This window comes from Pseudomonas sp. IPO3749 (genome assembly GCF_013386605.1).
Taxonomy (GTDB): domain Bacteria; phylum Pseudomonadota; class Gammaproteobacteria; order Pseudomonadales; family Pseudomonadaceae; genus Aquipseudomonas; species Aquipseudomonas azotoformans_A.
In genome coordinates this window covers 23,414-48,349 of sequence record NZ_JACARN010000057.1, presented here as the reverse complement: position 1 = coordinate 48,349, position 24,936 = coordinate 23,414, and the positions used below count along the sequence as shown (strand labels likewise).

Annotated in this window: 22 protein-coding genes; all 22 read right to left on the bottom strand. The window is 59.9% G+C overall.

The genetic code is table 11. From position 1 onward, the window contains the following. Positions 1-74: 74 nt before the first annotated feature. Positions 75-1,181, bottom strand: a complete 1,107-nt coding sequence (locus tag HX812_RS21910; RefSeq protein WP_038842072.1) for a hypothetical protein — start codon at positions 1,179-1,181, stop codon at positions 75-77. Between the two features lie 156 nt (positions 1,182-1,337). Next, the gene (locus tag HX812_RS21905; protein ID WP_038842075.1) at positions 1,338-1,769 is read right to left on the bottom strand and encodes a hypothetical protein; all 432 of its coding nucleotides are present in this window, start codon (positions 1,767-1,769) and stop codon (positions 1,338-1,340) included. 48 nt (positions 1,770-1,817) lie between these two features. After that, positions 1,818-2,441, bottom strand: coding sequence for a tail assembly protein (locus HX812_RS21900; protein WP_038842078.1), 624 nt, complete (start codon positions 2,439-2,441; stop codon positions 1,818-1,820). A gap of 12 nt (positions 2,442-2,453) precedes the next feature. Beyond that, positions 2,454-2,834 (bottom strand): hypothetical protein, encoded by a 381-nt coding sequence (locus tag HX812_RS21895; RefSeq protein WP_050572362.1) that lies wholly within the window; start codon positions 2,832-2,834, stop codon positions 2,454-2,456. A 105-nt stretch (positions 2,835-2,939) separates the two neighbouring features. After that, a complete protein-coding gene (locus HX812_RS21890; protein ID WP_038842080.1) occupies positions 2,940-3,548 on the bottom strand; it encodes a hypothetical protein in 609 nt (202 codons plus the stop codon). After that, on the bottom strand, positions 3,545-3,853 hold the full coding sequence (locus HX812_RS21885; RefSeq protein WP_038842248.1) for a hypothetical protein: 309 nt from the start codon (positions 3,851-3,853) through the stop codon (positions 3,545-3,547). The genes HX812_RS21890 and HX812_RS21885 overlap by 4 nt, the downstream gene beginning before the upstream one ends. A gap of 336 nt (positions 3,854-4,189) precedes the next feature. After that, positions 4,190-5,992, bottom strand: coding sequence for a DUF927 domain-containing protein (locus HX812_RS21880; protein ID WP_038842082.1), 1,803 nt, complete (start codon positions 5,990-5,992; stop codon positions 4,190-4,192). Further along, on the bottom strand, positions 5,979-6,860 hold the full coding sequence (locus HX812_RS21875) for a toprim domain-containing protein (RefSeq protein WP_038842084.1): 882 nt from the start codon (positions 6,858-6,860) through the stop codon (positions 5,979-5,981). Before HX812_RS21875 ends, HX812_RS21880 begins: the two co-directional genes overlap by 14 nt. Beyond that, positions 6,857-7,084, bottom strand: a complete 228-nt coding sequence (locus tag HX812_RS21870; protein WP_038842086.1) for a hypothetical protein — start codon at positions 7,082-7,084, stop codon at positions 6,857-6,859. The genes HX812_RS21875 and HX812_RS21870 overlap by 4 nt, the downstream gene beginning before the upstream one ends. Further along, positions 7,077-7,364: a hypothetical protein gene (locus HX812_RS21865; protein WP_038842088.1), complete on the bottom strand. Its 288-nt coding sequence runs from the start codon at positions 7,362-7,364 to the stop codon at positions 7,077-7,079. The genes HX812_RS21870 and HX812_RS21865 overlap by 8 nt, the downstream gene beginning before the upstream one ends. Before the next feature lie 105 nt (positions 7,365-7,469). Further along, positions 7,470-7,979: a hypothetical protein gene (locus tag HX812_RS21860; protein ID WP_038842090.1), complete on the bottom strand. Its 510-nt coding sequence runs from the start codon at positions 7,977-7,979 to the stop codon at positions 7,470-7,472. Continuing rightward, the gene (locus HX812_RS21855; protein WP_038842092.1) at positions 7,976-8,239 is read right to left on the bottom strand and encodes a hypothetical protein; all 264 of its coding nucleotides are present in this window, start codon (positions 8,237-8,239) and stop codon (positions 7,976-7,978) included. The genes HX812_RS21860 and HX812_RS21855 overlap by 4 nt, the downstream gene beginning before the upstream one ends. Before the next feature lie 472 nt (positions 8,240-8,711). Further along, positions 8,712-9,230 carry a Rha family transcriptional regulator gene (locus tag HX812_RS21850; RefSeq protein ID WP_235165384.1) on the bottom strand — a complete coding sequence of 173 codons (519 nt, stop codon included), beginning with the start codon at positions 9,228-9,230 and terminating at the stop codon, positions 8,712-8,714. Continuing rightward, entirely contained in the window at positions 9,227-9,526 is a 300-nt protein-coding gene (locus HX812_RS21845) for a helix-turn-helix domain-containing protein (protein WP_050572363.1), read from the bottom strand. The genes HX812_RS21850 and HX812_RS21845 overlap by 4 nt, the downstream gene beginning before the upstream one ends. A 1,442-nt stretch (positions 9,527-10,968) precedes the next feature. Then, entirely contained in the window at positions 10,969-12,396 is a 1,428-nt protein-coding gene (locus tag HX812_RS21840) for a site-specific integrase (RefSeq protein ID WP_177128286.1), read from the bottom strand. 364 nt (positions 12,397-12,760) lie between these two features. Further along, positions 12,761-14,131 (bottom strand): exopolysaccharide Pel transporter PelG, encoded by a 1,371-nt coding sequence (pelG, locus tag HX812_RS21835; protein WP_038842095.1) that lies wholly within the window; start codon positions 14,129-14,131, stop codon positions 12,761-12,763. After that, positions 14,132-15,646, bottom strand: a complete 1,515-nt coding sequence (gene pelF / locus HX812_RS21830; protein ID WP_038842098.1) for a GT4 family glycosyltransferase PelF — start codon at positions 15,644-15,646, stop codon at positions 14,132-14,134. After that, positions 15,636-16,631, bottom strand: a complete 996-nt coding sequence (locus HX812_RS21825; protein WP_038842100.1) for a HEAT repeat domain-containing protein — start codon at positions 16,629-16,631, stop codon at positions 15,636-15,638. Before HX812_RS21825 ends, pelF begins: the two co-directional genes overlap by 11 nt. Further along, positions 16,609-17,976 carry a PelD GGDEF domain-containing protein gene (locus HX812_RS21820; RefSeq protein ID WP_038842103.1) on the bottom strand — a complete coding sequence of 456 codons (1,368 nt, stop codon included), beginning with the start codon at positions 17,974-17,976 and terminating at the stop codon, positions 16,609-16,611. Before HX812_RS21820 ends, HX812_RS21825 begins: the two co-directional genes overlap by 23 nt. 5 nt (positions 17,977-17,981) lie before the next feature. Next, a complete protein-coding gene (locus HX812_RS21815; RefSeq protein WP_016979090.1) occupies positions 17,982-18,500 on the bottom strand; it encodes a hypothetical protein in 519 nt (172 codons plus the stop codon). A 26-nt stretch (positions 18,501-18,526) separates the two neighbouring features. Next, on the bottom strand, positions 18,527-22,126 hold the full coding sequence (locus tag HX812_RS21810) for a tetratricopeptide repeat protein (protein ID WP_038842106.1): 3,600 nt from the start codon (positions 22,124-22,126) through the stop codon (positions 18,527-18,529). Next, positions 22,104-24,917, bottom strand: a complete 2,814-nt coding sequence (locus HX812_RS21805; RefSeq protein ID WP_038842109.1) for a bifunctional glycoside hydrolase 114/ polysaccharide deacetylase family protein — start codon at positions 24,915-24,917, stop codon at positions 22,104-22,106. Before HX812_RS21805 ends, HX812_RS21810 begins: the two co-directional genes overlap by 23 nt. Positions 24,918-24,936: the final 19 nt, after the last annotated feature.

The window sequence follows — 24,936 nt, the reverse complement described above, 5'->3', positions numbered from 1 at the left end:
TCAAAACTTTACATAGGGCCAGCGTGGAACCTGACAAAGCCTGAGACCAAGCGCGTGGCCGAATTCCGTAAAGATCATGCCATCAGAACTTCCTCAACAACGGGAAGCGAGGCTTTGAATTGCTCCCCGTTTGAGATTTTTTGAAATCCAAAAGGTGTCGACATGAGCACACGTCCAAAATCATTTTCTGGAATTGGCCCTGGGTTCCACAATTGATGCTTCTCTACTTCAGCTACAAGATCTGCAAATTGCTGGTCACTCTCGAATTCCACTATCAAAACCTCAAAGCCCATTGTTGAGATCTCTGCAATGAGCCCGGGCGGCAAGTCCGCGCCTGGTTCAATGTAAGCCGCCACCATACGCCCGCCCAAGCGGTCATTAATCCGCTTCTGTCGTTCATACGCAGCATCGTATTGTGGGCCAGGCGCATCGCTAGAAAGGGAGAATCCCCCATCATCGGATAATTCGATTTTCCAGGCCATGGGTGGGTTCTCGCTGAACCTTCCGACAATAGTTCGGGCCGGGCGAAATGACTCTGCAATTTCCTGTTGGAAGGATTGGAGCATTTCAAAGAAGAAAATTGCTATCTGTAAAGCCTCTCCGATCTCTGCGTGGGAGACAATGACTGGCTGGCCTCCGTTTCTTCGCCTTACTCGCAATCCTTCAGGAACGAGAGTGTAGTCGGCATGCGCTATGGCATTTCTGATGTCGTCCCGAAAGGTGGTCTCTAACAACCTCGCCAGGCTGCTCATACCTATTTCAGTCGCAACCCGTGCTAGGTGCCGAAACATCGCGTTAGCGTTTGGGCCGATTATAGCTCTGGGTTCAGGACGCACTCGGACGAGCTTTTGAAACGGCCAGAGGTTGTAAGCCTTCAACTGAGGGATCTGCATGGTGTTCAACAACCCCTCGTACACACCACCTGCCTCGGCAAGATGCGCGTATAGGCATAGCACTTGGCGAAGCTCGGCCCGAGTCAATGGCTCCCCCTTTGACCCGAGGACTTTCAGTTCATGGAAAACCTCGTGGGCAGTGGCGACAGTACTCCAGCCAGCATCCTGCATTCCTCGGAACTCGCCGAAAAGACCTGCGGCGGTGTCGATTTCATTGATTTTGCGCACATAGGCAAACAAATAGGTGAGCTGGGTGTTCAGCTCTCGAAGATAGGCTTGAGCTTCCATGTTTTGCCTCTGAATGCATGTGGTTGCTAACGGATTACGATTAAGCAGAGTGGTTACTTTTGGTGGTTACCATAGTGGTTACCAACGATCCGCGAGGCAGTGGCGAAACAGACGATTTGGTCTGAGTGAGACCATATCGTCTGTTTGGGGCGCTTGTTAAATAGAGCTTGGGCGAATGTCCAAGCCGACATTCGTGTCGCCGCCGATTCGGAACCGCCTCACTTGGCCTGCTTTCAACGTTGCAGATTGCTCTTTTAGCGACCCTGAAAAACTGCATAGTCCTGAACCGCGTTCGTCTGCACCCAGCCCGACTAAGTGGTCGCCAGTGGGAACAAACAGGCTCACCGCCTCACCAGTATCAATGCGAGCGACTGGTCGACCGTCGATATGAATGGCTACAAAGCAGCCACCACCTACGAAACCGGTATCGCGTGAAACCTGGATTGTTCCGTACGGGCCTGTGGGCTTTTGCCCATACGCCATTACCCTGCTACCAGGAACAGGCTTAGCCTGGTCGAACGATACCGGGGAGGTAGAGCAGCCAGTCACCAAGGCGGCCAGGGCAATTGCGGCGATGATCTTAAGCATGGGAACTCCTTGTCATGAGCTGCAAAGGTAGCACTGGCAGACCTCAGATCACATCTGGTCTTCGGCGTAGATCTCAGCGCTGATAATCGCCCCGCCCCACCGTCGCTCGCCGATGCAAAGCGGTACCGGGTTGCCGGACGCAGTGGTGTTCTTGGCGCTGCCGAAGGCATAGCCGGGGGTGTTCTCCGGCGCTGCGCTGGTCTTCAAGCCGCCGGCCTGGGGACTTAGCATTTGGATCACCCCTCCCAGAGCAAGGGAAGCGCCCAGCATCATCATCCCTGACGTAAACGGCGTCGCCGTACCGCCAGACGCGTATGTCAGTACAGCCCCGACTGCGAGCAGGACGACACCTACTACCGTTTGAAGAACGCCGCCGCGCTTGCTCCCGCAGATCACGGGGATAATCTTGATCTCGCGACAGCCCCCCAGACCTAACTCAGCCTCGCCAACATTCTTACCATTTCGGAATACTGCGAACTCAATACCCTTGGTCTTGGCAATGGCTAGATCCTGGGCGAATCCCTGATGATTCACGTCTATCGCTCTCACCGCCTCTCGCACGTCCCCGTGATCAGAAAGCAGAAAAGTGTGTTTGCGTCCGTATTTCTTTGCGAGTGAACCGCCAAGGATGATGGTTGTGCGCGGGCTGTACTCGATTGCCAATGCGGCCATGGTCTATTTCTCCTATTTGCCGTTGGTGACTTGGGTCGGTACTTCTGCTCCGATCTGCATTGCCAGCAGCATGCGGGATGCCATGGCGTCGTCACGGGTAGCCTTTTCGCGGCGCGGGTCAGGGTTCCAGGCTGAGCAGTGGGTAGATGCGTATTCCTTGGCGAATGGATTTATGGCTTTCAACAAGTCCGCGGCAATCGCAGCCTCTTGCTCGGTGTAATACGGGCCGTCGATTCCGTCACGCCCACCTTTGACGATGTGATTGACGCCCCAAACGACATACCCGCCAATCATCTTTGGATCACTAGCAAAGTCAGTGATCTTGCACGCCTCGGCGAAGCGTTCCCGGTGCGTGGGCGCTTGGCCCGTTATGTTGCTGTCTTGGTCAGTCATGTTTCCTCTGTGCGCCGCTGGCGCTGGTCGTGGGCAGGTGCCCGATGGTGCTGCTCGGTGTCGCGCCACGTTTTCGTGATTCGCAAAACGTGGCGCGGAAAATGGTCAGTTGCCGACGATGCTCAGGACTGGCGGCAGCTTTGGGCCGAACGGCGCACCAGGGGCGAATGGGTCGGGCAGTTGGTCTTCTGGGCATTCCCTGATGAACCGGATCATGGCGGCGTGGCAGGCGCGATACAGCGGTCCACCGGCACCCCATTCGTCGCTTTTGCGGTCGGCGCTGTCCTCCAGTTGGGATAGGTAGGCCACTCCGCGAAGGCTGGTGTCACCGTCTGCGATAGCCCGATGGCGATGTACTGGGTTGACGCTGAGCAGGTCGCACATCTGGTCGAAGCCCAACGCCTGCGCCAGCCCCTCACGGTCGAACATCAGTGATTGTCCAAACCCAGCAAGTGCGCTCCACGCTCCGCTGCGGATGGCTTCTTGGTGTTCCTGGGCTCGCTCCTCCAGTTCCGCAATGGTCTGCCGGGTGAAGGGGAGGAATGCTTTCAACTTTCCCGCCTGCCGACGAAGGGCTCGCCGCTCACTGCGGATAACGTCGAGCTGTTCAGCAATGGCGCGACAGATTCGCCGGGTGGTGATGAGTTGTGTGGCGGCGCTGATGCCGGGTTTCATACCGATGTTGCACAAGCGGGTGATAAGGCTGGGCGTCATTGGTGCGCCTCCATAGGTGTGGCGTCGTAGCTGGCGCGCAGGTGGGCGCCAGCCGTGCAATGGCGGCCGGTGGGCGCGTAGCAGCTCCGACAAACCATGATGTGGTTGAGGTACTGGTCACGGGCTTGCCGCCATTCGGGCGTGGCAGTGGCGGCGCTTGCGTGTGGGCTTGTGATGAGCCGGGGAGTGCGCTCGACAGGGTTGGCCAGCACCAGGCGTGGACGAGGCCGACTATCCATTTTTGGCGTGTCGGTACTGGCAATGGCTGGCGGCATTTGATCGAGCAAGCCGAAAAGGAGACTCATGGCGTCACCTCGGCCTGATTGCGCCATTGCCCATATGTGTCTCTAGAAAAAAATCGGGGGAACGGGGGAACAGTGGGAACAGCCAATGTTTCCAGGGCTTTCAGAGGGGGTTTCTGTTCCCCACGTTTTTTTGTGGGGAACGGTGATAACCAAATTCTGGAAAACGCAGACACGCTTATATTCAAAAACATGTTTGTGTTCCCCCTGTTCCCCATACATTCAATACGGGGGAACGGCCACAGCCCACGGTTTTACTGGCTGTTCCCCCGTTCCCCCTGTTCCCCACGTTTATAGGTTCCTGTGAACTCGGGCATTCATATTTGGTGGATTTGGTGGTCATGCGCCGCTCCCTTCGCTGTCCATGGCTTCTGGGTCGATCACGTACAGGCGCGCCGATCCGCCGGCGGGGATGCGGTACTTTTTGGTTTTGCGGCTATCGCGGTCGGTGTCGCGCTTGGCCAGGGCCCCGCCAACCTCCAGTGCCTTGACCACGCGGGTGAGGCCGAATCCATGGGCTGCCTCGATCAGCGCGGACTTGTTGAACAGATAGAGCCGCTTGCCGGCCACCAGCTCCCAGTATCCAGCCCGGTTGAATACCTTGGCGTCCACCTCCGCCGCGTCGACATCGGAGAATCGGCTGCTGCCGTGCTTGTCGATAAAATCGATGATGCCGGCCAGGATCTGGCGGTCTTCTGCGTTGCCCCCGCCGACACGGGAGAGCCATTCCCCGTAGAGCAAGCGGCAGTCGGAGAGGGCGGTGCCCGGCTCCCATGGCAACAGGCCGTAGGCGATGGCCATCTCGCCCGCCAACGCGATCACGGCGAACCGGTCAGCCACGCGGCCGGCCTGAGCGTTGTCCTCGACGAATTGGGCGCGGATGCCGTCAAAGTCACTGAGCAGCCCGGGCTTATCGTTGGCGGCGACCAGGTGCTCCACAAACGCTGGTCCAAGGTGGCCGTGGTGGGCGCCTACCGCTACGGTGAGCTGCCGGTGAAAGTCCGCTCCCTCAAGCCCGTGCAATTCGTCGAAGGCCCGGTGTGTGCGGGTACCGGCGTTCACGTCGACCATGCGCAACTCGGCGCCAGCGTGGGCGGCATTGCCGGATATAGCCGCGTGTTCAGAGAGTGAGCGCTCGCCGCTGGAGAGTGTCAGCAGGCGCCAGCTCAATTTGGCGCGGCCTTCGCGCTCGCGGGTCATGGTGCCTTTGCCCTGGCCGTTGGCGAGGGAGTACGCCATTTCCTGTACGCGCTTGGGATCAGCACGCTTGATCTCATCCAGGGGGAGGATGGTGTCATTGCGGCTTGATGCTTCGATCTCCAGGCCGCCCTTGGTCATGTCCCAACTGGCGGCGAACACGCCCGGGTCTCCCCATACCGACGAGCCGATCAGTTGCGCCAGTGACTTGCCACTTGAGCTGTCGCCCACCAGGTGAACACCACCACCCAGCACGCCCACCAAACTCAGCAATGGGCCAGCCAGCGAGCAGCCGATCGCCAGAGTCAGCACCGGGTTGCCGGCGCACTTGGCGGCAACCTCCGATTGCCACAGCGCCAGCTCGCCGCGCCGGCTGAAAAGTACCTGAGCCTTGTTGCTGGCCTGGTACCGCACATTGGCGCTACCGATGGTTCGCCCAGGCAGCACGAACGCTCCCGATTCATGCCAGCCCGGCCGACTGGTGGTGGCAAACACTTCTGCAGGATGCTGGTCGAGCAGGTACTCCATGAACGTGCCGCGTTTCTTGAGGGCGATAATGACGCCCATCCCGAACAAAGCGCGCCGGGCGTCCTCGCCGCTGCCGCCGAACACTTCCATGGCGATGATCCATTCCTTGATACCGCCCTCTGTGACCAGGCGCAGCAAACGGCCTTCGCTGCCATCGTCGCTGTTGGTGGTGCGGGCGACGACGGTGACGGGGCTGGAGATCCACTCATCAGTGATAGGCCGGTCGCCGGTGTCGCCCTCGGCGTCGTCCTGGTCAGCGGCGGCGCGCTTGAAGCTATGCCAGTAAACGCCCGGGCGCAGCTTGCGGCCCTTCTCATTGATCACCCAATGCTCATACACCGCCCAACAGGGGCGATCTGGCGCAATGGTCGCGGCGTCCGGCCGAAGGTTGATCACGTTGGTGTCAGGCTTGGACATGGGCGAGTTTCCAGTTGGCGAGGTCGTTGAAGTCGGTGAGGTCATCGGGGGCGCCTTCCGGCCACTCGGGGAAAGCCACTTGACCACCCACGGCCGCGGCCGCTGCGTTTGCCGCTGCGCGCCCCGGGTTGCCATCGGTGAGCCGGTCGTCGTCGCCGGCGATGACGATTGGTTGGCCCAGGTAGCGAGCACGCAGGCTCATCGCTGCCGGGATCAAGTTGCCCGCGTTCATGGCCGCGGCAACGACGTATCCGCCGTGCTGGTGGAGGCTGGCAGCCGTTGCCCACCCTTCGCAGATGCAAAGCACAGAACCTGGCTCGATAATGCCCAGTGGCGAATAGGTACCCTTGATCCGGCCGCCGAACAGAAAGCGCTTCTCGCCGTCCGGAGCAATTCGTTGCAGATTGACCAAGCGCCCATCCAGGTACAGCGGGATCAGCAGGTCAGTGCCACGCTGGCGCAGGCCGTAGGAGCGAACCGCCTTAGCTACCAGATACGGGTGGTCGGGCGCGGCCCGGCGTGCATTGCGCCACCAGTGATTAGCCTTCTCGGCGGCCTGCTGCTGGCGCCGGTGTTGCTCGGCTTCACGCTGACGCCGGGCCTGGTCGACCCGCTCGCGGATTTGGGCCGCTTCGCGGGCGTCTACCGGTTCGCGACTACACCAGGTGCTGGCGCCACCGGCTTTCCAACTGCCGAACGCGCCGGAAGCAATGCCGTCCAGGTACAGCACATACCAGCCGTTGAGCGAGCCGGGCTTATCCTCCGGCACACGGAACCGGTGGATTGCACCATCGGGCTCTGGTAGCCAGTCGAGAGGGCCATAGACGGCCTGGAGCGCATCACGGAATAGGATCGTTGCGTCAGTCATGCGGCCCCCTTCGGCGGGGTAAACCGCTTGGCTAAGTTCTCCAGTTTTTGAGTCAGGCGTTCCAGCTCATCGCAGTGGCGGCCTTGGTCGCCTTCCGAGATGCGCAGCTCTAGGAAGCCGATCAGGGTTTCCACCAGCAGGGCATAGCTGGTGCTGTCGATGTGGGCGCCCGTGGTGGGCGGTATGCCGCTGCCCTTGCGCTTCATTGGGGTCACACTACCCATGGCCGACCTCCCGGCGATCAGCGCCAGCAAAGGCCCGGCAAACCTGGCCGTTATTCACGCCATGCCAGCGGGTGATGTCGTCGATCCCGTCAACGAGACAGGCTGTTACGTGAGCGCCAGCACTACGCATAACTAGGCGCCCGAACTCTGCGTCGGCCTCGCTCAAGAACGGCCCTAGCAAAGCCTTGGGCACCTTCGGGTGGGTGACGAACCAAAGCTCTGTGGCTTTTTTCGGGCAAGCCGATCCCGTCGACGCAGATGCGCCGTTTTGAATTTTCATGCTTAACCTCTTAGGTCAGGGTGTCGGCGCTTCGCGTGAGTACGCGTTGGCTTTGGGCAAAATGTGAGGCTGATAAAAAGATCGAATGTGAACGCATGTGTTGGTTCATAGGGCGACCTCGCGGTATGTCTGAACGCCGCCCAGATCGTCCGATCCGAATAGGGCTTGGTTGACGGCCTTCCGGCTTTCCAGCATAAGATCGTGTTCATCATGCGTGCCGACGCCCGCCGCCACCCAGTCAGGCAGTTCCTTGCGGCGCCGCATCTCGTTCAAGTGCGTCCACCATCTGGTAGCGTGTGTGCGCTCGGCAGAAATCGCCTCGGCCACCTCGTTGCTGCGCTGGTCCAGCAGGTAGTGCGGCAATGGTGCTGTCTTTTTAGCCTCGGCGTTCGCATCATCCAGCTCGTCTTCCATGCACTCGCACCACTGATAAACCTTGGTGTTCCAGTCGCTTATTTCGAGGGTGCCCAACTGCGCGAAAGCGTGAGACGTACTGTCTTCGGGGAAGGTCTCAAGCATCAGTGTGAAGATTGCGCGCACGCTCTCGAGCGCACTTGTCACTTCGTACAGATCTTGGACGCCGGTCTCGGCTATTTCCTTGTAGGAGCGGCTCATAGGTCGCCCCCGGCGCCCAGGCAAGCGCACCCGGACAGAGCGGCGGAAATTGCCTCGCGGTTGCAGTCGGCGGTGTTGGCGCCGTCAGCGGCCAGGTTCCACGCAACGTCTACCAAGTTGCGGACGTGCTGGCTGGTGCCCTTGTCCGCCAACGCGGCGTAGAGCACAGCCTCAACCTTGCGCAGGGCGATCTGGGCGCTTTCGAGATCCTCAAGCGTTTCGTGGGCGATTTCTTGGATGGTTCGGACGGGAGTATTCATAGCGCACCGCCGGCAGACTCCAGGGTTCGAGCGATGGCCATGTGGGAGTTGTAACGGGCGAGGCGAACGGAGAGTGATGAGTTTGCGCGGAGGGCGCTCAGGGCCATGCGGCGGTGAGCAAATGCGCGAATTGCGGACGGAATGAGGGCGTGTTTCATCGGTGTAGCTCCTTGATCTGAGGAGCTGCCACGTTCGTTACCAAGCGAATGGGTGGCAGCTGTGCGCAGGTTGGTAAACCGGGAATCAAGGAACCCGGCAGGCACGAATGCCTCCCACGCACAGCCGCCATAACACGTAACTGCGGGCACAAAAAAAGCGCCTGCAATCGTAATGGGGGCGCTGTTGCGCCTTGATTTCGTCGGGTTACCAAGCCCGATCGCTGAATTTGCAGCGACGGGCAAACCATACCGACGACCACGACTGCTTGCAACAAAAGTTATCGACCGTTTATCGCTGATCATGAGCATAGCTGTCATGGACGGAAGTCCTCCAAACCGAGAGGCAGCTTCAGTTGCTCCCTCAGATGGGCGACGTGCGCGTACACGCCTGGTTTGTCGTAGCGCCAGTGGGCAAGGCGCCGGCCACTGCTGCTGGCTTCCTTCTTGCGGGCCTCCAGCGTCCGGCAGGCGTTCCCATACCGTGCTTCGCGGAACGCCATGATCAGGCTCGCTTTCAGCTCCACAACTCGGTCGGTATTGCGGGACAACGACAGCAGGAAGAACGCTTGATCTTCGTTCAGCGGGGCGAAGCGCTCCGGCCTACCACCGGCAGTTCCGGCCAAGGGTTTCTCCGTTTGAAAAGGAACAACTCCGAACTCTTCAAATTTCGCCAGGTAGCGCTCGATAAGCGCCATCGAGTTTTTGTGTTTGTTACCCAGTTGCTCAGCCAGGAGGCGGCTGTCCACGCGAGGTTCGCCCTGGTAATCAATCACGGCAATGTGAGGATTTCCCAGATCACCCTCGCCCATCGGCTCAATGATCTTGGTCGTCATGAGGTCACCTTCTGCACTGGGCCAATACTCAGGTAGTAGGTCGCAACCTTCTGGTGATCGCGGCCTTGAGCATCCTTCAGCGTACCCAGGTGGGTAACGATGCCGTGCCCCTGCGCACGCAGCTCAGATATTCGCGCACCAGGGCGCAGGATGTTTAGAAACATGATGGCTTGGAAGGTGTTGATCGAACCATGCAGATGCAGGTAAGCCAAAAGGCGCATGCGCTGGGCGCTACCACTGGTGTCGCTGATGCTTTGCGCCGAGCAACTCTTCTCGGAATGCAGGATCTTTTCCATGTCAGGCCACCCCACTATCAGAGTCAGCGTCGGGATGGACGAATTGATGGCGGCAAACTAGACGACGATTAAGCACCAAAGCGTTTAAGGGTAGAGGAAGGGATAGAGCCGCTTTTTCTAGACAAAGCGATCCTGTCCCCGCGTCAGCGCAGAGTTGATTGGTCATCATGGGTTAAGCCTCCTGACTGAGCAGGAAGGATTCCACAGAGTCGGGCTCCCAGCGGACGGAACGACCGAAGCGAATAGGCGCGGGAAAGCCGGGAGTCTTGGACCAGCGCCACCAGGTAGCGCGGCTGACTTGGTATTTGGCGCAGAGCTGGGCAGCGGTAGCGCGTGCACCAGGTATGGGCAGATTGGGTACATCGGTACTGCGGGTTGCTATTTGTGCCATTCACGGAATCTCCAAAGACTGGAAAAACCGAGAGGAGCGCTCTGTAGGCCACCAGCGCCTGAAAAAAGGTCGAAAGGTGGCAAGTCATCGGAAACACAGCACCTGTATAGGACACCAGTGTTGCGCAATATTCCCGCAGGCACTACAGTCCGCCCGTGAACCAATTAGGCGCTTTTAGCCTAACTGAATCACTTAGAAGCCCGTCAAAATGCTTCTCCCCTCGGGGTTGTGTACTGGCCTAGCTGGTATGCAGAGGACGTTGGTAGCGTCTTTCCCGAACAGGCCCCGGCGTTGGTAGCGTCCGGGGCTTTTCTTTGTCTGATAATCCAACTGTCAGCGATTCTAACTCCAGCCATTGATGTTCTATGGCGTTTCATTTGTTGTTAGAAAGCTCTAGCCGTGGTCGCATGTTAACTGCCGCTAGAAAAACATCAACCAGATTTTTCGAATCACCTGTGTGCAATAACTATCCCCGTACATCTCTAGCGCTAAACTTACTGTCTCTTGCTTACCCCTGAGCCCCCGTGAGCACCCAAAATCATCGTAATGACCGTTCGTCGGATTAGTCATGAAGCCCTACGGCCGGGGGTTTCAGAGGGACTTATGAGGGCCTCAGTAGGTTCATGCAATGATCATGCATCGATTTGACGATGATATTTTGACGATGATTGCCCCAGTGTTTTGTCGTGCGCGCCACGAAACACAAGCTAAGTAAAACGTGGCGCGGAAATCGCAGCCGCGCTAAGTAATCGCAGTGTCGCGACACAAAATGTGAGTTAAGAAACCGTGTCGCGACATATCTCGCCAGCTCAAACTACCAAACTAACAACGTACCGTATTACTAAACGTTGTTTATTCCCGCTTATTCGCTGTTATTCCCACTTATTCGCAGTTTCAGCGTGTTTTGAGTAGAGTTTGCGGAACTGAAATGTGCTGTAGGCCGCGTACTATGGGGATTCAGCAGCGGACTGATGGTGGTGCCCTATGTGCGACAAGAATGGGGCATGGGGCGGGGATTTTCTTTTTCAGATTCGGGTCAGCTGCACGACATTCACGACATTGCATCGGGGTTTTTCTTTTTCCGGCGCGAGATGGAAAGCACGTTGCCCGTATCAGTGACCTCCCCCAAAGCCTTAGCCAAAGCTCGGTCAAAGAGCTCGATAGCTTTACGTTTCTCTGGCATCGCCGCTTCGGGATTATTTCGGTAGTGTCGAGAAACGACACCTGTTTGGCCATGAGCTTGAAGAAGATCCGACAGTCGATCATCAATCCCATGTTTCTGCATTAGCTGGGTACAGGTGCGGCGCAAATCTCTCGGGGAGAACGTCGAGATCTTCCCGCCAGCGATTAGCGCATGCTTGGAATCCAGCCAGTCTGCAACGGCATGGGTCGGGCTACTGATCACAAAAGGTTGTTTACCGTGTGTAGTCCAGGGCCATGGATGATCCCCATTGATTTCCCGAACTTGCCGCACTATGGCAATGGCTCGATCAGAGAGCGGTACCAGGTGCGGTCGGCTCAGGGTCTGGCCACCTCTACCTTTACGGTGAATCAATAGCACCGTACCCGCGTCCAGATCGTAGTCCGCCCAAGTGGTTTCGATTAGGTTCTTGATCCGCTGGCCGCCCGTTGATATGACGAACTTGAATAACAGTGCCATAACCGGACCGATACCGTCAGTATCCTCAACCGTCTCCCAGAATTGCTTCAGCTCTGCATAAGACAAGGCTCGTTCGACAGGGGCCGAGACTTTATCGACCTTCACCATTGCTGCAGGGTTGATCTCAAGGCTATAGGTCTTCGCATTGGAGCGACCGACCACACTCTCAGCCGTGAGCCCATGGTTGAATGCCGCCACCAGAAACGAACGCATACGATCCGCCTGCACTTTGGAGCCGCGCTCCCAGATCGGATTGAGAATGGTGAGGATGTGGTCAGCCCTAATATCTCGGGCCTTCATCCGCATTACCTCTGGATGGGGCTCTTGCATGTTCGTCTTGAGCAGCCGTTCCAACTCCTTCACAACGCCTGGTGTCGCCTTCACGCGGCGCGACTCAATGTAATCCAGGAACAAATCGTGAAAGCTTCCGCGGGCCGCTTCAATTTCGTCGAGGCGGAAACGTTCTAGCCGCTCCGCTTCTTCCAATGCGGCTGTGGCTGCACGACTAGCCGCGGCCGCTAATTGTTGCACCGAGATGTGCTCCAAGTACTTGGCAATACCGCCAGCGGCAGCGGCCTCAACTGAAATTCGCAAAGCCTCACCACGGATACCATCCAAGCTCTGCTCGTCTGTACCCACACGCGGCTTCTTCGCGAGCGTCCCGAGAGGCAGCCGCTTGTCGCTGTCCGATGTGCGTTCCCGGTAGTAGGCCTGAATAGCTCCGGAAGCTTTACGTTCGAGCAGCAAAGTCCCCTTTCCGCGAGAGCCGACCGGCTCCGACTGACGAGTCTTTACCGCATAGGCCTCCATCTCGGTCATTCGCGTACGCTTAGCCATTCTTTCCCCGTTTTCCCCATCCGTTCCCCGTTTCTCATGCAAAGGTACGCTAACAGGTGAAACATAGAAAGACATCGAATTGGCTACAGACCAAGTAAAACTTAGACCAATAGAAACAGGTGATACTCGATGAAGTGGGGTGAAGCCTCAGAGCAAACGGCTTGTAATCAGTAGTTCCCGGGTTCGACTCCTGGTGCCGGCACCATATCTCGAAGCCCCGCAATGCGGGGCTTTGTGGTTTCTGGAGTATGGGAAACCAAAGCACAACCGCCCCATCAAGCCCCAGCGAAAAAAAAGGCACCTGCCGTCCCCGACAAGTGTCTTCGTCACATCTCCTGCCAGCCAATCACCGCGCCAACATAAACGTCTCATACTCCAGATCTTCCAGCGCCGACGACAGCCGCGCCAGCCCCAGCAACACGCACACCAGCAGCGACAGCGTAAACCCATACCCAAAGAAGCTAGGCCCCAGGTGCATGCTGAGCAGGGTCAGGGCGGCGTTGAGGATCGCGAACAGTACGCACAACTCCAGCACCACGCGGCGTTTGTCGAGGTAGAAGAACACGTTGAGCAACGCCATGAACACCACTTGGATGCTCACGCCGATCAGGTCGATGTAGAACAATGGCAGGTAGTAGCTGGAGATGCCGATCCACTCCAGCAGGCGTGGGGCGAAGAGGAACAGCAGCACCACGGTGAGGCCCTGGACCTTGCAGATTTCCAGCAGACCTTGGCGGATGGAGAGGGTCATTTCGGTTTTCAGCGAGCCGATGTGCTGCAAGGTCTCGCCGTCGCGGATGGCTCGAAACAGGCGGTCGTACCATTCAGCAAAGTCGGTTTCGATACGCACCAGGAACACGGCCATGCCGGGGATGATCGCAAGGTAAGCGATGAAGATCGGCATGTCGTACAGGATCGAGGCGCGCAGCGGGCCGATGACCGCGTTGGAGGTGCCGGGGTTGAACCAGAACAGGATTTTGTCGACCCAGATGCCGAAGTTGTAGAAGAACCCGGTCACCAACAGGCTGAGGAATACGTTGCGACGATTGAGGAAATCGAAGGCAATCATTTTCTCGGCGCGGTATTCGCGCAGGATGTCGTACAGGTACAGGAACAGCAGGCTGCCGTGCCCGATCAACAACGCCAGCAACAGGCCGGGCATTTTCAGGAAGCTCAGCAGGTAGGCGCTCGCCACCATCAGCGAGTAACCCACCACCATCACCAGCAGGATGCGGTTGTACTTCTTCATCCCCGAAAGAAAGATGATCACCAGCCACAGGTTGCACAGCACCACGAAGTTGGACAGCACCAGCACGCGGTAGATCAGCGGCTGATCGAACAACACCGCCAGCACGATAATCCCCAGCACCCCGGCGCCGACCGTGACCATTAACAGGATGCCCAGCAGGTTGGGCAGGATCTGTTCGTAGTTGCGCTCAAACAACTGGTCGGACACGAAGCGGGTGAAGAACAACTGCAGGCCGCCCGTGAGGATCAACGAGCTGGCCATCAGGTACGTCACCGTGACCAGGAACTGCCCCACCAGCGAGTTGGGCAACAGCAGGCCCAGGCTGATGATCCCCACCAGCATCACGCTGATGATCGACAGCACCCACGGGCCAGAGCTGATCAGGCCCGCGTACACATAAGCATGCAAGGTGGCGGTGTATGAGTCGCGCGAGAGGATCTTGCGCAGTTCGAAGCCAATGCCGGCCATTTAACTGTTCTCCATGGCTGCCTGGTACAGGTCGCGGTAGCGCTGCAGCATCAAGGCTTCGGTGTAGTAACGGTTGACCCGCAGCAAGCCGGCGGCCTGTGCGGCCTTCCAGCGCTCAGGGCTGCGCAGCAGTTCGAGGATGGCCGCGGACGTGGCCTGAGGATCGGCAATCGCCACCACCTTGCCCGCCACGCCCAGGTCGCGGTCTTCGGCGCTGCCGCCTTCGATCAGCTCGCGGCATGAGCCGACGTCGCTGCTGATCACCGGCGTACCGGCGGCCCAAGCCTCAAGGATCACCAAGGGTTGCGCCTCGCTGATCGAGGTCAGCACCATCAGGCCCAGCTTGGGCAGGATGTCCTGGATGCGCTGGAAGCCCAGGAAGTGCACTTTGCCTTCAAGCCCAAGGCTCGCCATCAAGCTGCGGCACTCACTGACGTATTCCGGGTCTTCCTCTTCGGGGCCGACAATCCAGCCTTCGGCGTTCGGCATGGCGCTGATCACGCCACGCATGGCACGCAGGAAGGTTTTCACGTCTTTGATCGGCACCACGCGGCCGATCAAACCCACGACAGGCGCGATGCCGGGCTCACGGGTTTCCATGGCGCGGGACCACTGCGACAGGTCGATGCCATTGGCGATCAACTCCGTACGGCTCGGGTCGGCACCGTCCTTGATTTGACGCTGACGGTTGCCGTCATACAAGGCAATGATCTTGTCGGCGCTGTTGTACGCCAGTTGGCCGATCCGTTCGAAGTAACGCACCCACAGCGTGCGGATGTACCCCGAACCGCCGTCGAGGCTGCGGTTGAGCGCCTGCCCGGAGCTTTCGGCAATCCACGTGGCCTGCGCCAGGTCGATCTTGCGCTCCTTGGTGTAGATACCGTGTTCGCTCAGCAGGTAAGTGCACTTCCAGCGGTGCTTGAGGATGCAACCCAGCAGCCCGGCGTAACCGGTGGAAATCGAATGCAGCACCCGCGCCGGCGGCATCTTGCGCGAGGCTTCGGCGAGCATCAGCAAGGGCGACTGCAATGAACGCAGGGTCCAGAAATAGTTGACGAACGAGGGGTCGGCGCAATGCTGGCGGTAGCCTTCGCTGAGGGTGTCCCAACTGGCACGGCTGCGCAGCACGTCATCAAGGGTCATGTGGCCCTCGGCGATGCAATTGAGCATGCGCTCACCCAGTTCCCGCTCGGGCTGGTCCGGATGATGCAAAAAGCGATACAGGTCGGCCAGCTGCTGCGGGTCGGCATCGCGTGGCGTACCACGGGTGTCGGCAGGGTGCGTCGCGTCTTCGAGGAACATCTCTTCGATGTGCAACACGTTCGCCGGCACTTCATAGCGCCGCGAGGTGTACGCCGAACGCTGACCACCGATGAACATCACCGAAAAAGTCAGTTCTGGCAGGCCGAGGATCATCTGGTGAATCCAGCTCGATACACCGCCGCGCACGTACGGCCAGGTGCCTTCCAGCAGCAGGCAGATGTCGGCCGTCGGGGTCGCGTCTTTATGATTCATTCCAGCTCCTCACCAACTCAGCGAAAGGTGGCCGCTGACGGGTTTTTTCCGGCAGGCTGGCGAGCAACCCGGGGATTTCGTGATAGCGACCCGCTTCGAACGCCAGCTCGGCATGGAACGGCAGTAACTGAGCCGCGCCCAAGCCGTTTCTCTCGGCCTCATGCAAGAGCGCTTCGGCTCGCTCATTTTCACCGCGCTCCAGGGCAATACGGCCGGCCAGCAATAACAGCTCACCACCCTCACCGGCCGCCAGGCCTTGCTCGGCATGCTCACTGGCTTGGTTCAGTACGTGTTCAAGCACACTGCCTTGGGCCAGGCCGAGGTAGGCCAACTCCCAATACCAGCGCGCCAGCATGCTGTGCACCGGGCCGGCTGTGCGAGGGCTGACGCCCGCCAGCTGCTCAAGGGCCATCTGGATGTGCAGGTTGATGTCGCTTTCCTGCTTGTCGAGCATCGAGTACGCCAGCAGACGGACGTCATCACTGGGGTCACCCAAGGCCAGCTTGAGGATGGGCACTGCGTCCTTGCCAGGCATGCGGCGTGTCGCCAACAGGGCGGCCAGTCGCTGATCGGGGTTGGGCGCGTGACGCAATACGTCCTGCAACCCCCCATCGGCGAAGATCGGCGTGCGCGTCTGGGCCTGTGCACGGAACGGCAGGCCTGGAATACCGACCGATTGCCACGCTTGCTGGTCGCGCTTACGCGGCAGGTACAGCGCCGGGAAGATCGACGCCACCACGCCCAGGGTGCCGATCACCGGCACAAAGAACGCCAGGCTGAAAATGAACAGCGGGCTCCACGGCAACGGCGCGCGGTAGCGCGCCGGCAACAGCAACCAAACGGCGCCGCAGAGCATCAGGCAGGCCAATCCGTGGCTGAAGGTGAATACCAGCAATTGGTGGACCTGCGGCGCATCGAGCCACAAACTGGCCCAACTGCCCGCCTCCAACAACACGGCGCCGCTAAACAGCCACTTGCTGATCATTCAGGCCACACTCGTTGTAAAGGAAGTTACGCAGCCCGTTGCGATCACAGCCAGGCTCCAGATTGAAAGGCATGACCCGTACACCCAGGCTGTCCAGATCGGTGTCGATGCCAAAGTGTTCGTGCAGCAACAGGCCGATACGCGCGAGGTAGCCTTGGGTGCCTTCCGGGCTGGTCAACGGCAACAGCACCAGCAACAGCGCGTGATCGCGGTTGTTGCGCACCGGCAGGTGCAGGTCAAGGCCACGTTGGCTGCGCGCCATCAGGCGGGTCAGCTCATCGTTGGCGCGTGTCATCTCGAACGCAAACAACCCGGCAGGCAACGTGTGCTGTTCCACATCCACCAGCGATCGCTTGAGCTGCAACGAAAATTGCTGGGCGTCCGCATCGGGCAGGCGCAGCACTTGCGAATCGCGGCGCAACAAGTCGGCGATGTGGCCCGCCAGCAGCGACAAGAGGCTCAAGGTGCGATCCTGGAATGCAAAGAACGGCATCTGCCGAACCGCCAGGATCGCCAGCAGGCGGCCTTCGGCATCGATCAACGGGATGCACGCCTGCAGCGAGGAAAACTGCGCGGCGTTGCCGGCATCGATCAGTTCCTGACGCACGCTGACAAGCTCGCCGCGCTCCAGGCACAGCTGGATCAAACCGTCATCGGTTTCCAGCGGCCCCATCACACCGATCATCGCCAAGGCTTGGGGCAGTACGTTTTTCTCGCTGTCGTCGACGCGGTACAGGCCCGCCACACGCAGTGCGCCGTATTGGCCGAGCATCGCCACGATCGGGTCGGCCAGCTCGCTCAATGCATCGCCTTCGACCGACATGCCACGCAGTTTTTCACGCAGGCCCAGCAACGAGCTGCGCAGGCTCTGGTCACTGCCTGCCACGCGCTGCTCCAGCAGGTCATGGGACACCCGCAGAATCTGGTGGGCGCGGGTGAATTCGTCGAGGCGGTACTGACGGTATTCGTTAGCCATCTGAAGACGTTCCAGGCGGCGCATCCACAGGTCGCGGACCTCACCCACCAGCATCCCGCACACCAGCACACCGACGATGAACGACGGCTCCAGCTGGGTATAACCTTGATGCCCGGTGTAACGCAGGGCAAACAGCGCCGCCACCAGCAGCACAGCGCTGAACAGGCCGCGCACAAAACCGTAACGCACACCCAACAGCAGCGGCGCCAGGATTGGCCAGGGGAAACCACCGTGCATCTGCAACGGGTCTTCGGGAGTCAGCCAGAAGCCGAGGCCAATGGCCAAGCCCGTCACCAATAGCGTTTCCAGCCAAGACACCGGCCCGCTGGCGCGAGGCGCCAGGCTGTAATCCATGTGTGGAGAATTCATTGCGTTCACTCGAATCGAAGGGCGCCAACCAATTTGTCGATTACCGTCTGAGCATTGCCCGCCAGGCTTTCACGGGACCAGCCGGCGCGCGCGCCGCTTTTGCTCCAGAGCACACGACCGCTGTTGGCTTCCAGCACGCGCAGGCTGATGCCCACCGCTGGCTCGCCGTCCAGGCCGTTCTTGTACTGCCACTCTTCGACGCTGCCGGCAACGACGTAATCGAGCTTCTGCTCACGGGCCCATTCCAAGGCACCGGTGAGGCGCTCATTGTCGTCCATCAGCGCCTGTTCGCCCTGGGTGCTGGTGGGGTAGACCCGAGGTTGCAGGCCATGGCTGCTGAGCACGCTGAGCAGGATCTGCTCGCTACGCTCACCCGCTTGCGGAGTCTGCGAATAGTTGATCATCGGCACGATGCCCCACTGCGCATTGCGCGGCAGGTTCGGGCTGTTTTCACTGGTGAAGCTGGAGCAGCCGGCGACGAACAGGACTGTCAGAGCCAGGCTCAGGTTACGAATTGCTTGCATAGGTTTTTCTCCCGTAGATTCTGTAATCAGCGCCCGAAACGCACGCCGTAGCTCATACCCAGTGTGCCGCCGGACTTGCCATCCCCGCCCTGTGGCGCAGATTGGTAGCCGAAGGTGAGGGCCAGTTCGTCGTCACCCAGGACTTCGAAGCCGACGCCGGTGTTGATGCCATAGTTGAAGGTTTGGTCTGTCCACTGCCAGCCCGCCGTCATGTCCACCAGCCAGGTGTATTGCGGCTTGCTGCGCACCAGCGCGCCAGGGATGCCGCGACGCCAGGACGTGCCGACGTAGAGTTGGCCGTAGCGGCTTTGCAGCAGGTCGCCTGACGGGATGGTCTGCAACTCGATCGGATCACCAGGCTCAGGCGGCGCGACATCAGGCACCCGAATCGGTCCTTTGAAATCGCTGGAGAGGTAGTCCAGGTTGCGATCCTTCACGTTGTTCTTCTGGTAATCCACGCCACTGCGCACCGTCCAGTTAGGCCCGGCGAATTCCAGCGTATGGTTAAGCTCCACCTTCAGCGCATGACCATTGCCCAACGAGTCGCCGGCACGGGTCGAGAACGAGCGCTGTGCCACTTCCCAGCTCAATTGGTCCCGTGCCGTCAGGCCATGGCGACCGCCGACCCAGGCGCGGTCCTGTTGGCCGAAAGCACGCATCAGGCCGCTGTCGTCGCTCTTGCGATGCCAGTCCAGGCCGGTTTCGAGCTGGTGGCTGTTGCCCAACTGCCACATGCGCGACAGGCCCAGGCCGTTACGGTCGTCGTCCTTGCGCTGGCTGGTGTCGGCGAACAGCTTCCAGCTGCCGTTTTCCACCGAGCGCACCAAGGTCAGGGCCGCGTTGCTCTCGTCGCCGATGCGCGAAGAGATGACGTCGTCGCCTTTATAGTTGCCGTGTTCCATCTCGACATCGGCGTACCAGTTGTCACCCAGGTTGTGGGCGATTTCCAGGCGCGGCGAGTCAAACGACAAGCCACCGAAGTCCTGTTTCTGATACGACAGCAATGCACCTTGCGGGGTGGCTTCGTGGATCTCCACCGCTTGGCGACGCAGTTGCTCGTTTACCGAATCCTGCTGGTCGTCGCCCAGTGCAGACAGGCTGGTTTCCAGGGCCTCGTTGGTACGGCCCAAACGGCTGAGCGCTTGTGCACGCTGCGCCGGGTTCAGGTCGCTGCTGGCCAACAGGGTTTCAACCTGGGCTTTATTACGGCTGCGCAAGGCTTCCTGGATCTGCTCGTAACGGTCGACCTTGAGACCTTGGGTACGCGCCCAGGCCAGCCAGTCGTCTTTCTGCGCTTGCTGGTTGGTCGCATCCAGGCGGGCCAGCAGACGTTCGAACCACAGCTGTTTCATCGCTGGCGAACCGTCTTTCCACTTCAGCAGTGCTTGCTGGGCCTTTTGCGGCGAGTAGCTGCTCGACATCAAGCGCAGCCAGATCGCATAGCGCTGGGACGAGGGTTGCAGGTTGTCGGCTTCGGGGCTGCGCAGCAACTTCAAGCGCAGGCGCTGGGCGGCGTCCTGGTAGCCGGACGTTTCCAGTGCGTCGGCATACGCCGCCTGCACCAGCCAGTCGTTCGGGCTGAGCTTGAGGTACAGGCGATACCAGGCCAAGGCCTCGGCATCGCGCCCCAATAGCTGGCTGGCACTGGCGAATGGCAACCAGAGCAGACGGTCTTCCCGTGCATAGGCACGCCACTTGGTCAGCAGAGGCTTGAGCTTTGCCGTGTCGGCCTGGTCGACGTACAGCCAGGTCAAGCGCTCGCGGAACAGGTTGTCATCCGGGTAGCGCGACAAGCCCAGCAGATAGAGACGCTCGGCCTCGGCAGTATCGCCCTGCTCCACTGCCAACGCACCGCGAACCGCCAGGACCTGCGCTTGCTCGTAGGCCGCCGGATATTTCTTGGCGTCGTCCAGCAGGGCCACGACCTGGTCCCATTCTTGTAGCTCCTGGGCCAGTTGCAGCGCCTCGACCAGCCGTTGCGGGTCCTGGGCGCGGTGCCAACTGTCGACCATCAACTTCAAGGCGCGCTGGGGATCGCTGGTGCGATACAGGGTGATCAACTGGCTTTCGTCGCCACTGGTCAGCTTGCCGTTGAGGGACAGCAGCTTTTCCAGGGAGACGCGCAAGTCTTCGTCGCGTTCCAGGTCCCAAGCGAGCGCCGCACGGGTGCGCCAGTACTCAGGGTCATTGATGGAGGCGTCGTCCGACTTCACCACTTCCCAGGCCGCTTGCTCATCAAACAGCTTCATTTCCGTACTGGCCCAATCGACCAATTCGGCAGTGGTCAGCTTGTAGCGTTTGGCATAGTCCTTGTAGAGCTTGCCTTTGGCCGCGAACTGTCCGGTGTTTTCCAGATTCTGCAACAAGCGTGTCCAAGCCAGGCGATGGGCCGGGTACTTGCGCAGGTAGGTGCGCAACCAGGACTCGGCTTCAGCGGGAGTGCCGCGTGATTCATGGCCGTAGATCAACGCATCCAGTTCGGTATCCGTGAGCGGACGCTGCTGCATGATCTCAGCGAGCAGCGGGATCGAGCGGGCAAAGTCGAATTGCAGGCTGGCGAGACGCCAGGCGTGCTCGCGGGTTTTTGCGTCTTCCTTGAGTTTGAGCAGGCGAATCCAGTAGTCCAGCGCGGCCTCGTTATCGCCGCGCCACTCACCGAGCTTGGCCATTTGCTCCAGCAACGCGGTGTCATCCGGGTAATCGATGACCAACTCTTGACCGGTTTCCCATGCACCCGCCAGATCATTGATAGACAAACGCACCTGGAATTCCTTGACCAGGATCTTGCGGTTATCAGGCTCCAGGTCATGCCACTGCTGGAGCACACGCTGGGCCAAGTCGAACTGCTTGGTCGCAACGGCGATATCCACGCCTTGCTCCAGCCATGCCACGTCGGTTTGCGGGTTCTTCAGCTGGGGCAACTCATCCGCCAGCACTTGCGCGGCCTGCTCGTCACGGCCGGCCGAGAGCAGGCTGTTGAACGCGAGTTGTGCGTATTCCCGTCGCTCACTCGGTTGTTGGGCTTCACGCTTGAGTTGCAGATAGATGTCTGCGGCGCGCGCCGGTTGCTCACCCGCCAGGTACCACTGCGCGGCTGATTTGAGCGCCTCGGTATGTTGCGCCGGGTCACGCCCGGCGATCTCTTCGAACACCGTGGCAGCAAATGCCGGCGCCTGCAGGGTCAACGCCAGCTTCGCCAGGTTTTGCAGCTGGGCCACCGGCAGCTTGCGATGATCGAAGCTTTGCAAACGCTCGACCAACGCCTGTTGCGCGATCAAGTCGTTGCCACTGGCCGCGATCAGCGCATCCAGTTCCAGGCGATAGTAGGCCTGGATTTCCGGCTGTGGCTTGGGCCAGGCATCCACGTGTTGGCGCGCTTTGGTGTAGTCACCGAGGCGAATCAGCAGGTCGACCAGTTGCAAACGCAAGTGGTCGTCCTCCGGGTGCGCCGTCAGCAACAGCTCGGCATAGTTGGCCGACACGGCGTCGGGTTCACGCCCGTCGGGCTGGAACACCTCTTCACGCTGGAAGGTTGCCCACAGCAAGCCGCCCACGGCCACCGCGACCACCGCCAATGCCCATGGATTGAGCAGGCGGCTGCTTTTAGTTGCAGAGGAGTTGACCATTACTCACCTGCTTCATAGGAAGTTGAAAAGTCCAAAGGCCGGCCGAAGCCTTGCCCGCGAATCGTTGCCCATCGACTTCCACGCGGCAGGCGGTGGCCGAGCGCACGGAGAAGGTCAGGTCGAACTGGCCGGCGAAGGAAAAGCTCACGCGACGATCGTCCAAATAACGCCAATCGAGTAACGGCACGTTGGCGTCCTCCAGTGCAGGTCGGGGGTCTCTGTCGGCACGCAATACCAGCAACGCCCGGTCACTGCTCAGGGCGACGTAGCGCCCTTGCGGCAAGTCGCGTACACCCGCGATGCCTTGGGAGTTGAGCAAGTCCGGCCAGCCCATTTGCGCATCCAGGCGTACAGTACGCAGTGCGTCCATCCCGCGAATCTGCCAGGCGCCGTCAGCCGTACGCGCCAGGCTCGACTGGTACAGGCCATGCAGACGGTCGACGTAGTCACTCATCCACAACGACATCGGTTGCTGCTCGCGCATGTAGCCGTAGATCTCGTGCATGGCCTTGATCGACGCCTGCTTGGTGCTGGAATAGAAGTGGTAGTAGAGGTGCAGGCCACGCAGACGGCGCGGGCTGTCAGTCAGTTCGAAAGTCTCGATCAACTCACGGAACCCGTAGTACGGGCCTTTCCACAGGTTGGTGTACAGGTTCTCGTTGATGATCGGCGCGTAGTATTGCAACCCGCCAGGCGTCGGACGCAGCAAAGGGTTGAGGCCGGTCAGCGACGGGTTGGCCTTGGTCATGATGGTTTCGGCGCCGTTGACGTTCTTCAGGCCGGCGTCATACGCCAGCTTGAGAGTGTCCGAGGACGGCAGTGCATCGCCTGGCCAGAACACCATTTTCACCGGCTTTTGCGGGGTGGTCAGGTTCTGGTTGATGTAGTCGCGCGAACCAAAGATCTCGCGGCGAAAATCGATTTTGTCGTAGCCGGCGATTTTCATGTTCAAGCCGTATTCCGGGTTGAAGTTCTCGCGCTTCTTGGCTTTGTCCGGCTGCATGAAAAACGGGTGACTGTAGGTGTGCGTGGCCACTTCGACTTTAGGGTTGGCGAAGATCTCACGGGCAATCGGCTCAAGCTCACGCGCCAGGAACGGGAAGGCACCGCGCGGCGAGATCTCGCCTTCGATGATCGACACCGACGTCAGGAACGGGTTGGGCTTGATGTAGTCGTCCAGGGTGTGACGACCGGCGTAGGGCGTGCCGCGCACTTCGGCACGGGAGGGGAAACCGTCGCCATCGATGTGCACGGTCGCAATGCGCCGGCCATTTTCGGTGGTAGTGTCCGGTCGCGGTTGCGCCGGCAGACGCAGGCTGGCCTGGAGGAATGCGAACGGGTCGAGAATCCAGCGGCTGCGCTCGTTGTTGATTTCAAGCAGGTAAGGCGCAAGGGCAATGCCGCCCCATTTGCCGACCACCACCGGGTTGAAAACGGCGCCATTGGCACCGCTCAAGGACAACGCCGGGGTTGGGCCGTTGGGCAATACAGAAACCGCTGCCAGGTCGCGCGAGCGCGGCACCACCGGTGCCTCGAATGCACCCAGCAAGGCTTTGTCCTGGTGGGTGACGGTCAACACTTGAGTGGCAGGCGGCGCATCCCGCTTGAGGCCCAGGCGCTTGAGCAGCAATTTGTCCTCAACCGGCAGGCCACTGAAAAACACCACCGGGACCTGTTCGTCCAGGCGTGCATTGATAAAGCGATTGAACGCCGGCGCATCCTGCGGTGGACCGCTGGTCATCCAGGTCACTACGCCCGCGTACAAGCCACTGAAACCGTAGAGCGGCAGGTCACTGTTGGCAGGCAGATAATCGACACGGTAGCCAAGATACTCCAGCAAACCGCCCAGGTTGCTATGGCCGGCAGCATCCTCCAGCGCGCCTTCGCGTGGATCGTAGATCATCGCAATGCGACGCGGCTGGACCTCAATGCTGCTGATGCCCAGGGTGTTGAGGTCGGGAGTGCTGATGTAGGGAATGAAACCTTCATCGCGCAGACGCTTGGCGAGTTTGCGCGCTTCTTCACGACGCTCCGGTGGCAGGTAGTCGATGGCCACCAGCGGCACGCCTTTGGCGCGTAGCGGTTGCAGGTGGGTTTCGAGCCACTGGCGATCAGACTCGGACACCGGGCGATAGCGTTTGGCGGAAGCATCCCAACCGGCATGGATCGACTCGACTGCCACGGCGGCGGCTACGCCGTCCAGCTCAGGCAACACTTCGAAACCACGGTTGAAGAACAGCTTCAGGTTTGGCTGACGCTTGTGCAGCTCCCGCAACAAGCTGGCCAGGCCGACGCGTTGGCTTTCGCGCGAGGCCTGGGGCATCAGTTGGAAGCTGTCGAGCGTATCGAGGAACAGGCCGGCATAGCCTTGCGCTTCCAGCGCCTTGGCACGCCCGAACAGATGCTCGCGCCAGGCCGTCGACGTGAGGTCCATCACTTGGCTGTTCCAGGCGTCGTTACGCACCGGGGAAACCGCTTTGCTCAACCCCGCTTTCTCGACCTCGGCCTTGTTGCCATCGAATTCACCGATGGACAAGTAGGCAAACGGCTGGCTGCCCAGCGCCCGCAAGGTCTTTACATCGGCGGGCGTCATGTGGCCCGGCTCGACCACGGCCCAGTCGAACTGCGACAGTTCCGGCAGCGGGGGTTGCTCGGCGTACCAGAAAGCTACGCTGCTCGGCTGGGATAAAGCAGCAGCGTGCACAGCCGGCCCACCGACGAATAAGGCAAGAGCGGCGAACAGCCGCTCAGCGATCGCGCGGACACGCGTCCTGCGGAAAACGATTTCCATAATTCACTCTTGAAGATGA

Coding starts and splice junctions, on each gene's coding strand:
- HX812_RS21880 (WP_038842082.1), bottom strand. CDS start 5,992: ATGTCCAAGCCTGACACCAACGTGATCAACCTTCGGCCGGACGCCGCG.
- HX812_RS21900 (WP_038842078.1), bottom strand. CDS start 2,441: ATGGCCGCATTGGCAATCGAGTACAGCCCGCGCACAACCATCATCCTT.
- HX812_RS21855 (WP_038842092.1), bottom strand. CDS start 8,239: ATGAATACTCCCGTCCGAACCATCCAAGAAATCGCCCACGAAACGCTT.
- HX812_RS21840 (WP_177128286.1), bottom strand. CDS start 12,396: ATGACCGAGATGGAGGCCTATGCGGTAAAGACTCGTCAGTCGGAGCCG.
- HX812_RS21825 (WP_038842100.1), bottom strand. CDS start 16,631: ATGATCAGCAAGTGGCTGTTTAGCGGCGCCGTGTTGTTGGAGGCGGGC.
- HX812_RS21860 (WP_038842090.1), bottom strand. CDS start 7,979: ATGAGCCGCTCCTACAAGGAAATAGCCGAGACCGGCGTCCAAGATCTG.
- HX812_RS21850 (WP_235165384.1), bottom strand. CDS start 9,230: ATGACGACCAAGATCATTGAGCCGATGGGCGAGGGTGATCTGGGAAAT.
- HX812_RS21895 (WP_050572362.1), bottom strand. CDS start 2,834: ATGACTGACCAAGACAGCAACATAACGGGCCAAGCGCCCACGCACCGG.
- HX812_RS21910 (WP_038842072.1), bottom strand. CDS start 1,181: ATGGAAGCTCAAGCCTATCTTCGAGAGCTGAACACCCAGCTCACCTAT.
- HX812_RS21810 (WP_038842106.1), bottom strand. CDS start 22,126: ATGGTCAACTCCTCTGCAACTAAAAGCAGCCGCCTGCTCAATCCATGG.
- HX812_RS21815 (WP_016979090.1), bottom strand. CDS start 18,500: ATGCAAGCAATTCGTAACCTGAGCCTGGCTCTGACAGTCCTGTTCGTC.
- HX812_RS21820 (WP_038842103.1), bottom strand. CDS start 17,976: ATGAATTCTCCACACATGGATTACAGCCTGGCGCCTCGCGCCAGCGGG.
- HX812_RS21805 (WP_038842109.1), bottom strand. CDS start 24,917: ATGGAAATCGTTTTCCGCAGGACGCGTGTCCGCGCGATCGCTGAGCGG.
- pelF (WP_038842098.1), bottom strand. CDS start 15,646: ATGAATCATAAAGACGCGACCCCGACGGCCGACATCTGCCTGCTGCTG.
- HX812_RS21870 (WP_038842086.1), bottom strand. CDS start 7,084: ATGGGTAGTGTGACCCCAATGAAGCGCAAGGGCAGCGGCATACCGCCC.
- HX812_RS21845 (WP_050572363.1), bottom strand. CDS start 9,526: ATGGAAAAGATCCTGCATTCCGAGAAGAGTTGCTCGGCGCAAAGCATC.
- HX812_RS21865 (WP_038842088.1), bottom strand. CDS start 7,364: ATGAAAATTCAAAACGGCGCATCTGCGTCGACGGGATCGGCTTGCCCG.
- HX812_RS21885 (WP_038842248.1), bottom strand. CDS start 3,853: ATGAGTCTCCTTTTCGGCTTGCTCGATCAAATGCCGCCAGCCATTGCC.
- HX812_RS21875 (WP_038842084.1), bottom strand. CDS start 6,860: ATGACTGACGCAACGATCCTATTCCGTGATGCGCTCCAGGCCGTCTAT.
- HX812_RS21905 (WP_038842075.1), bottom strand. CDS start 1,769: ATGCTTAAGATCATCGCCGCAATTGCCCTGGCCGCCTTGGTGACTGGC.
- pelG (WP_038842095.1), bottom strand. CDS start 14,131: ATGGCCGGCATTGGCTTCGAACTGCGCAAGATCCTCTCGCGCGACTCA.
- HX812_RS21890 (WP_038842080.1), bottom strand. CDS start 3,548: ATGACGCCCAGCCTTATCACCCGCTTGTGCAACATCGGTATGAAACCC.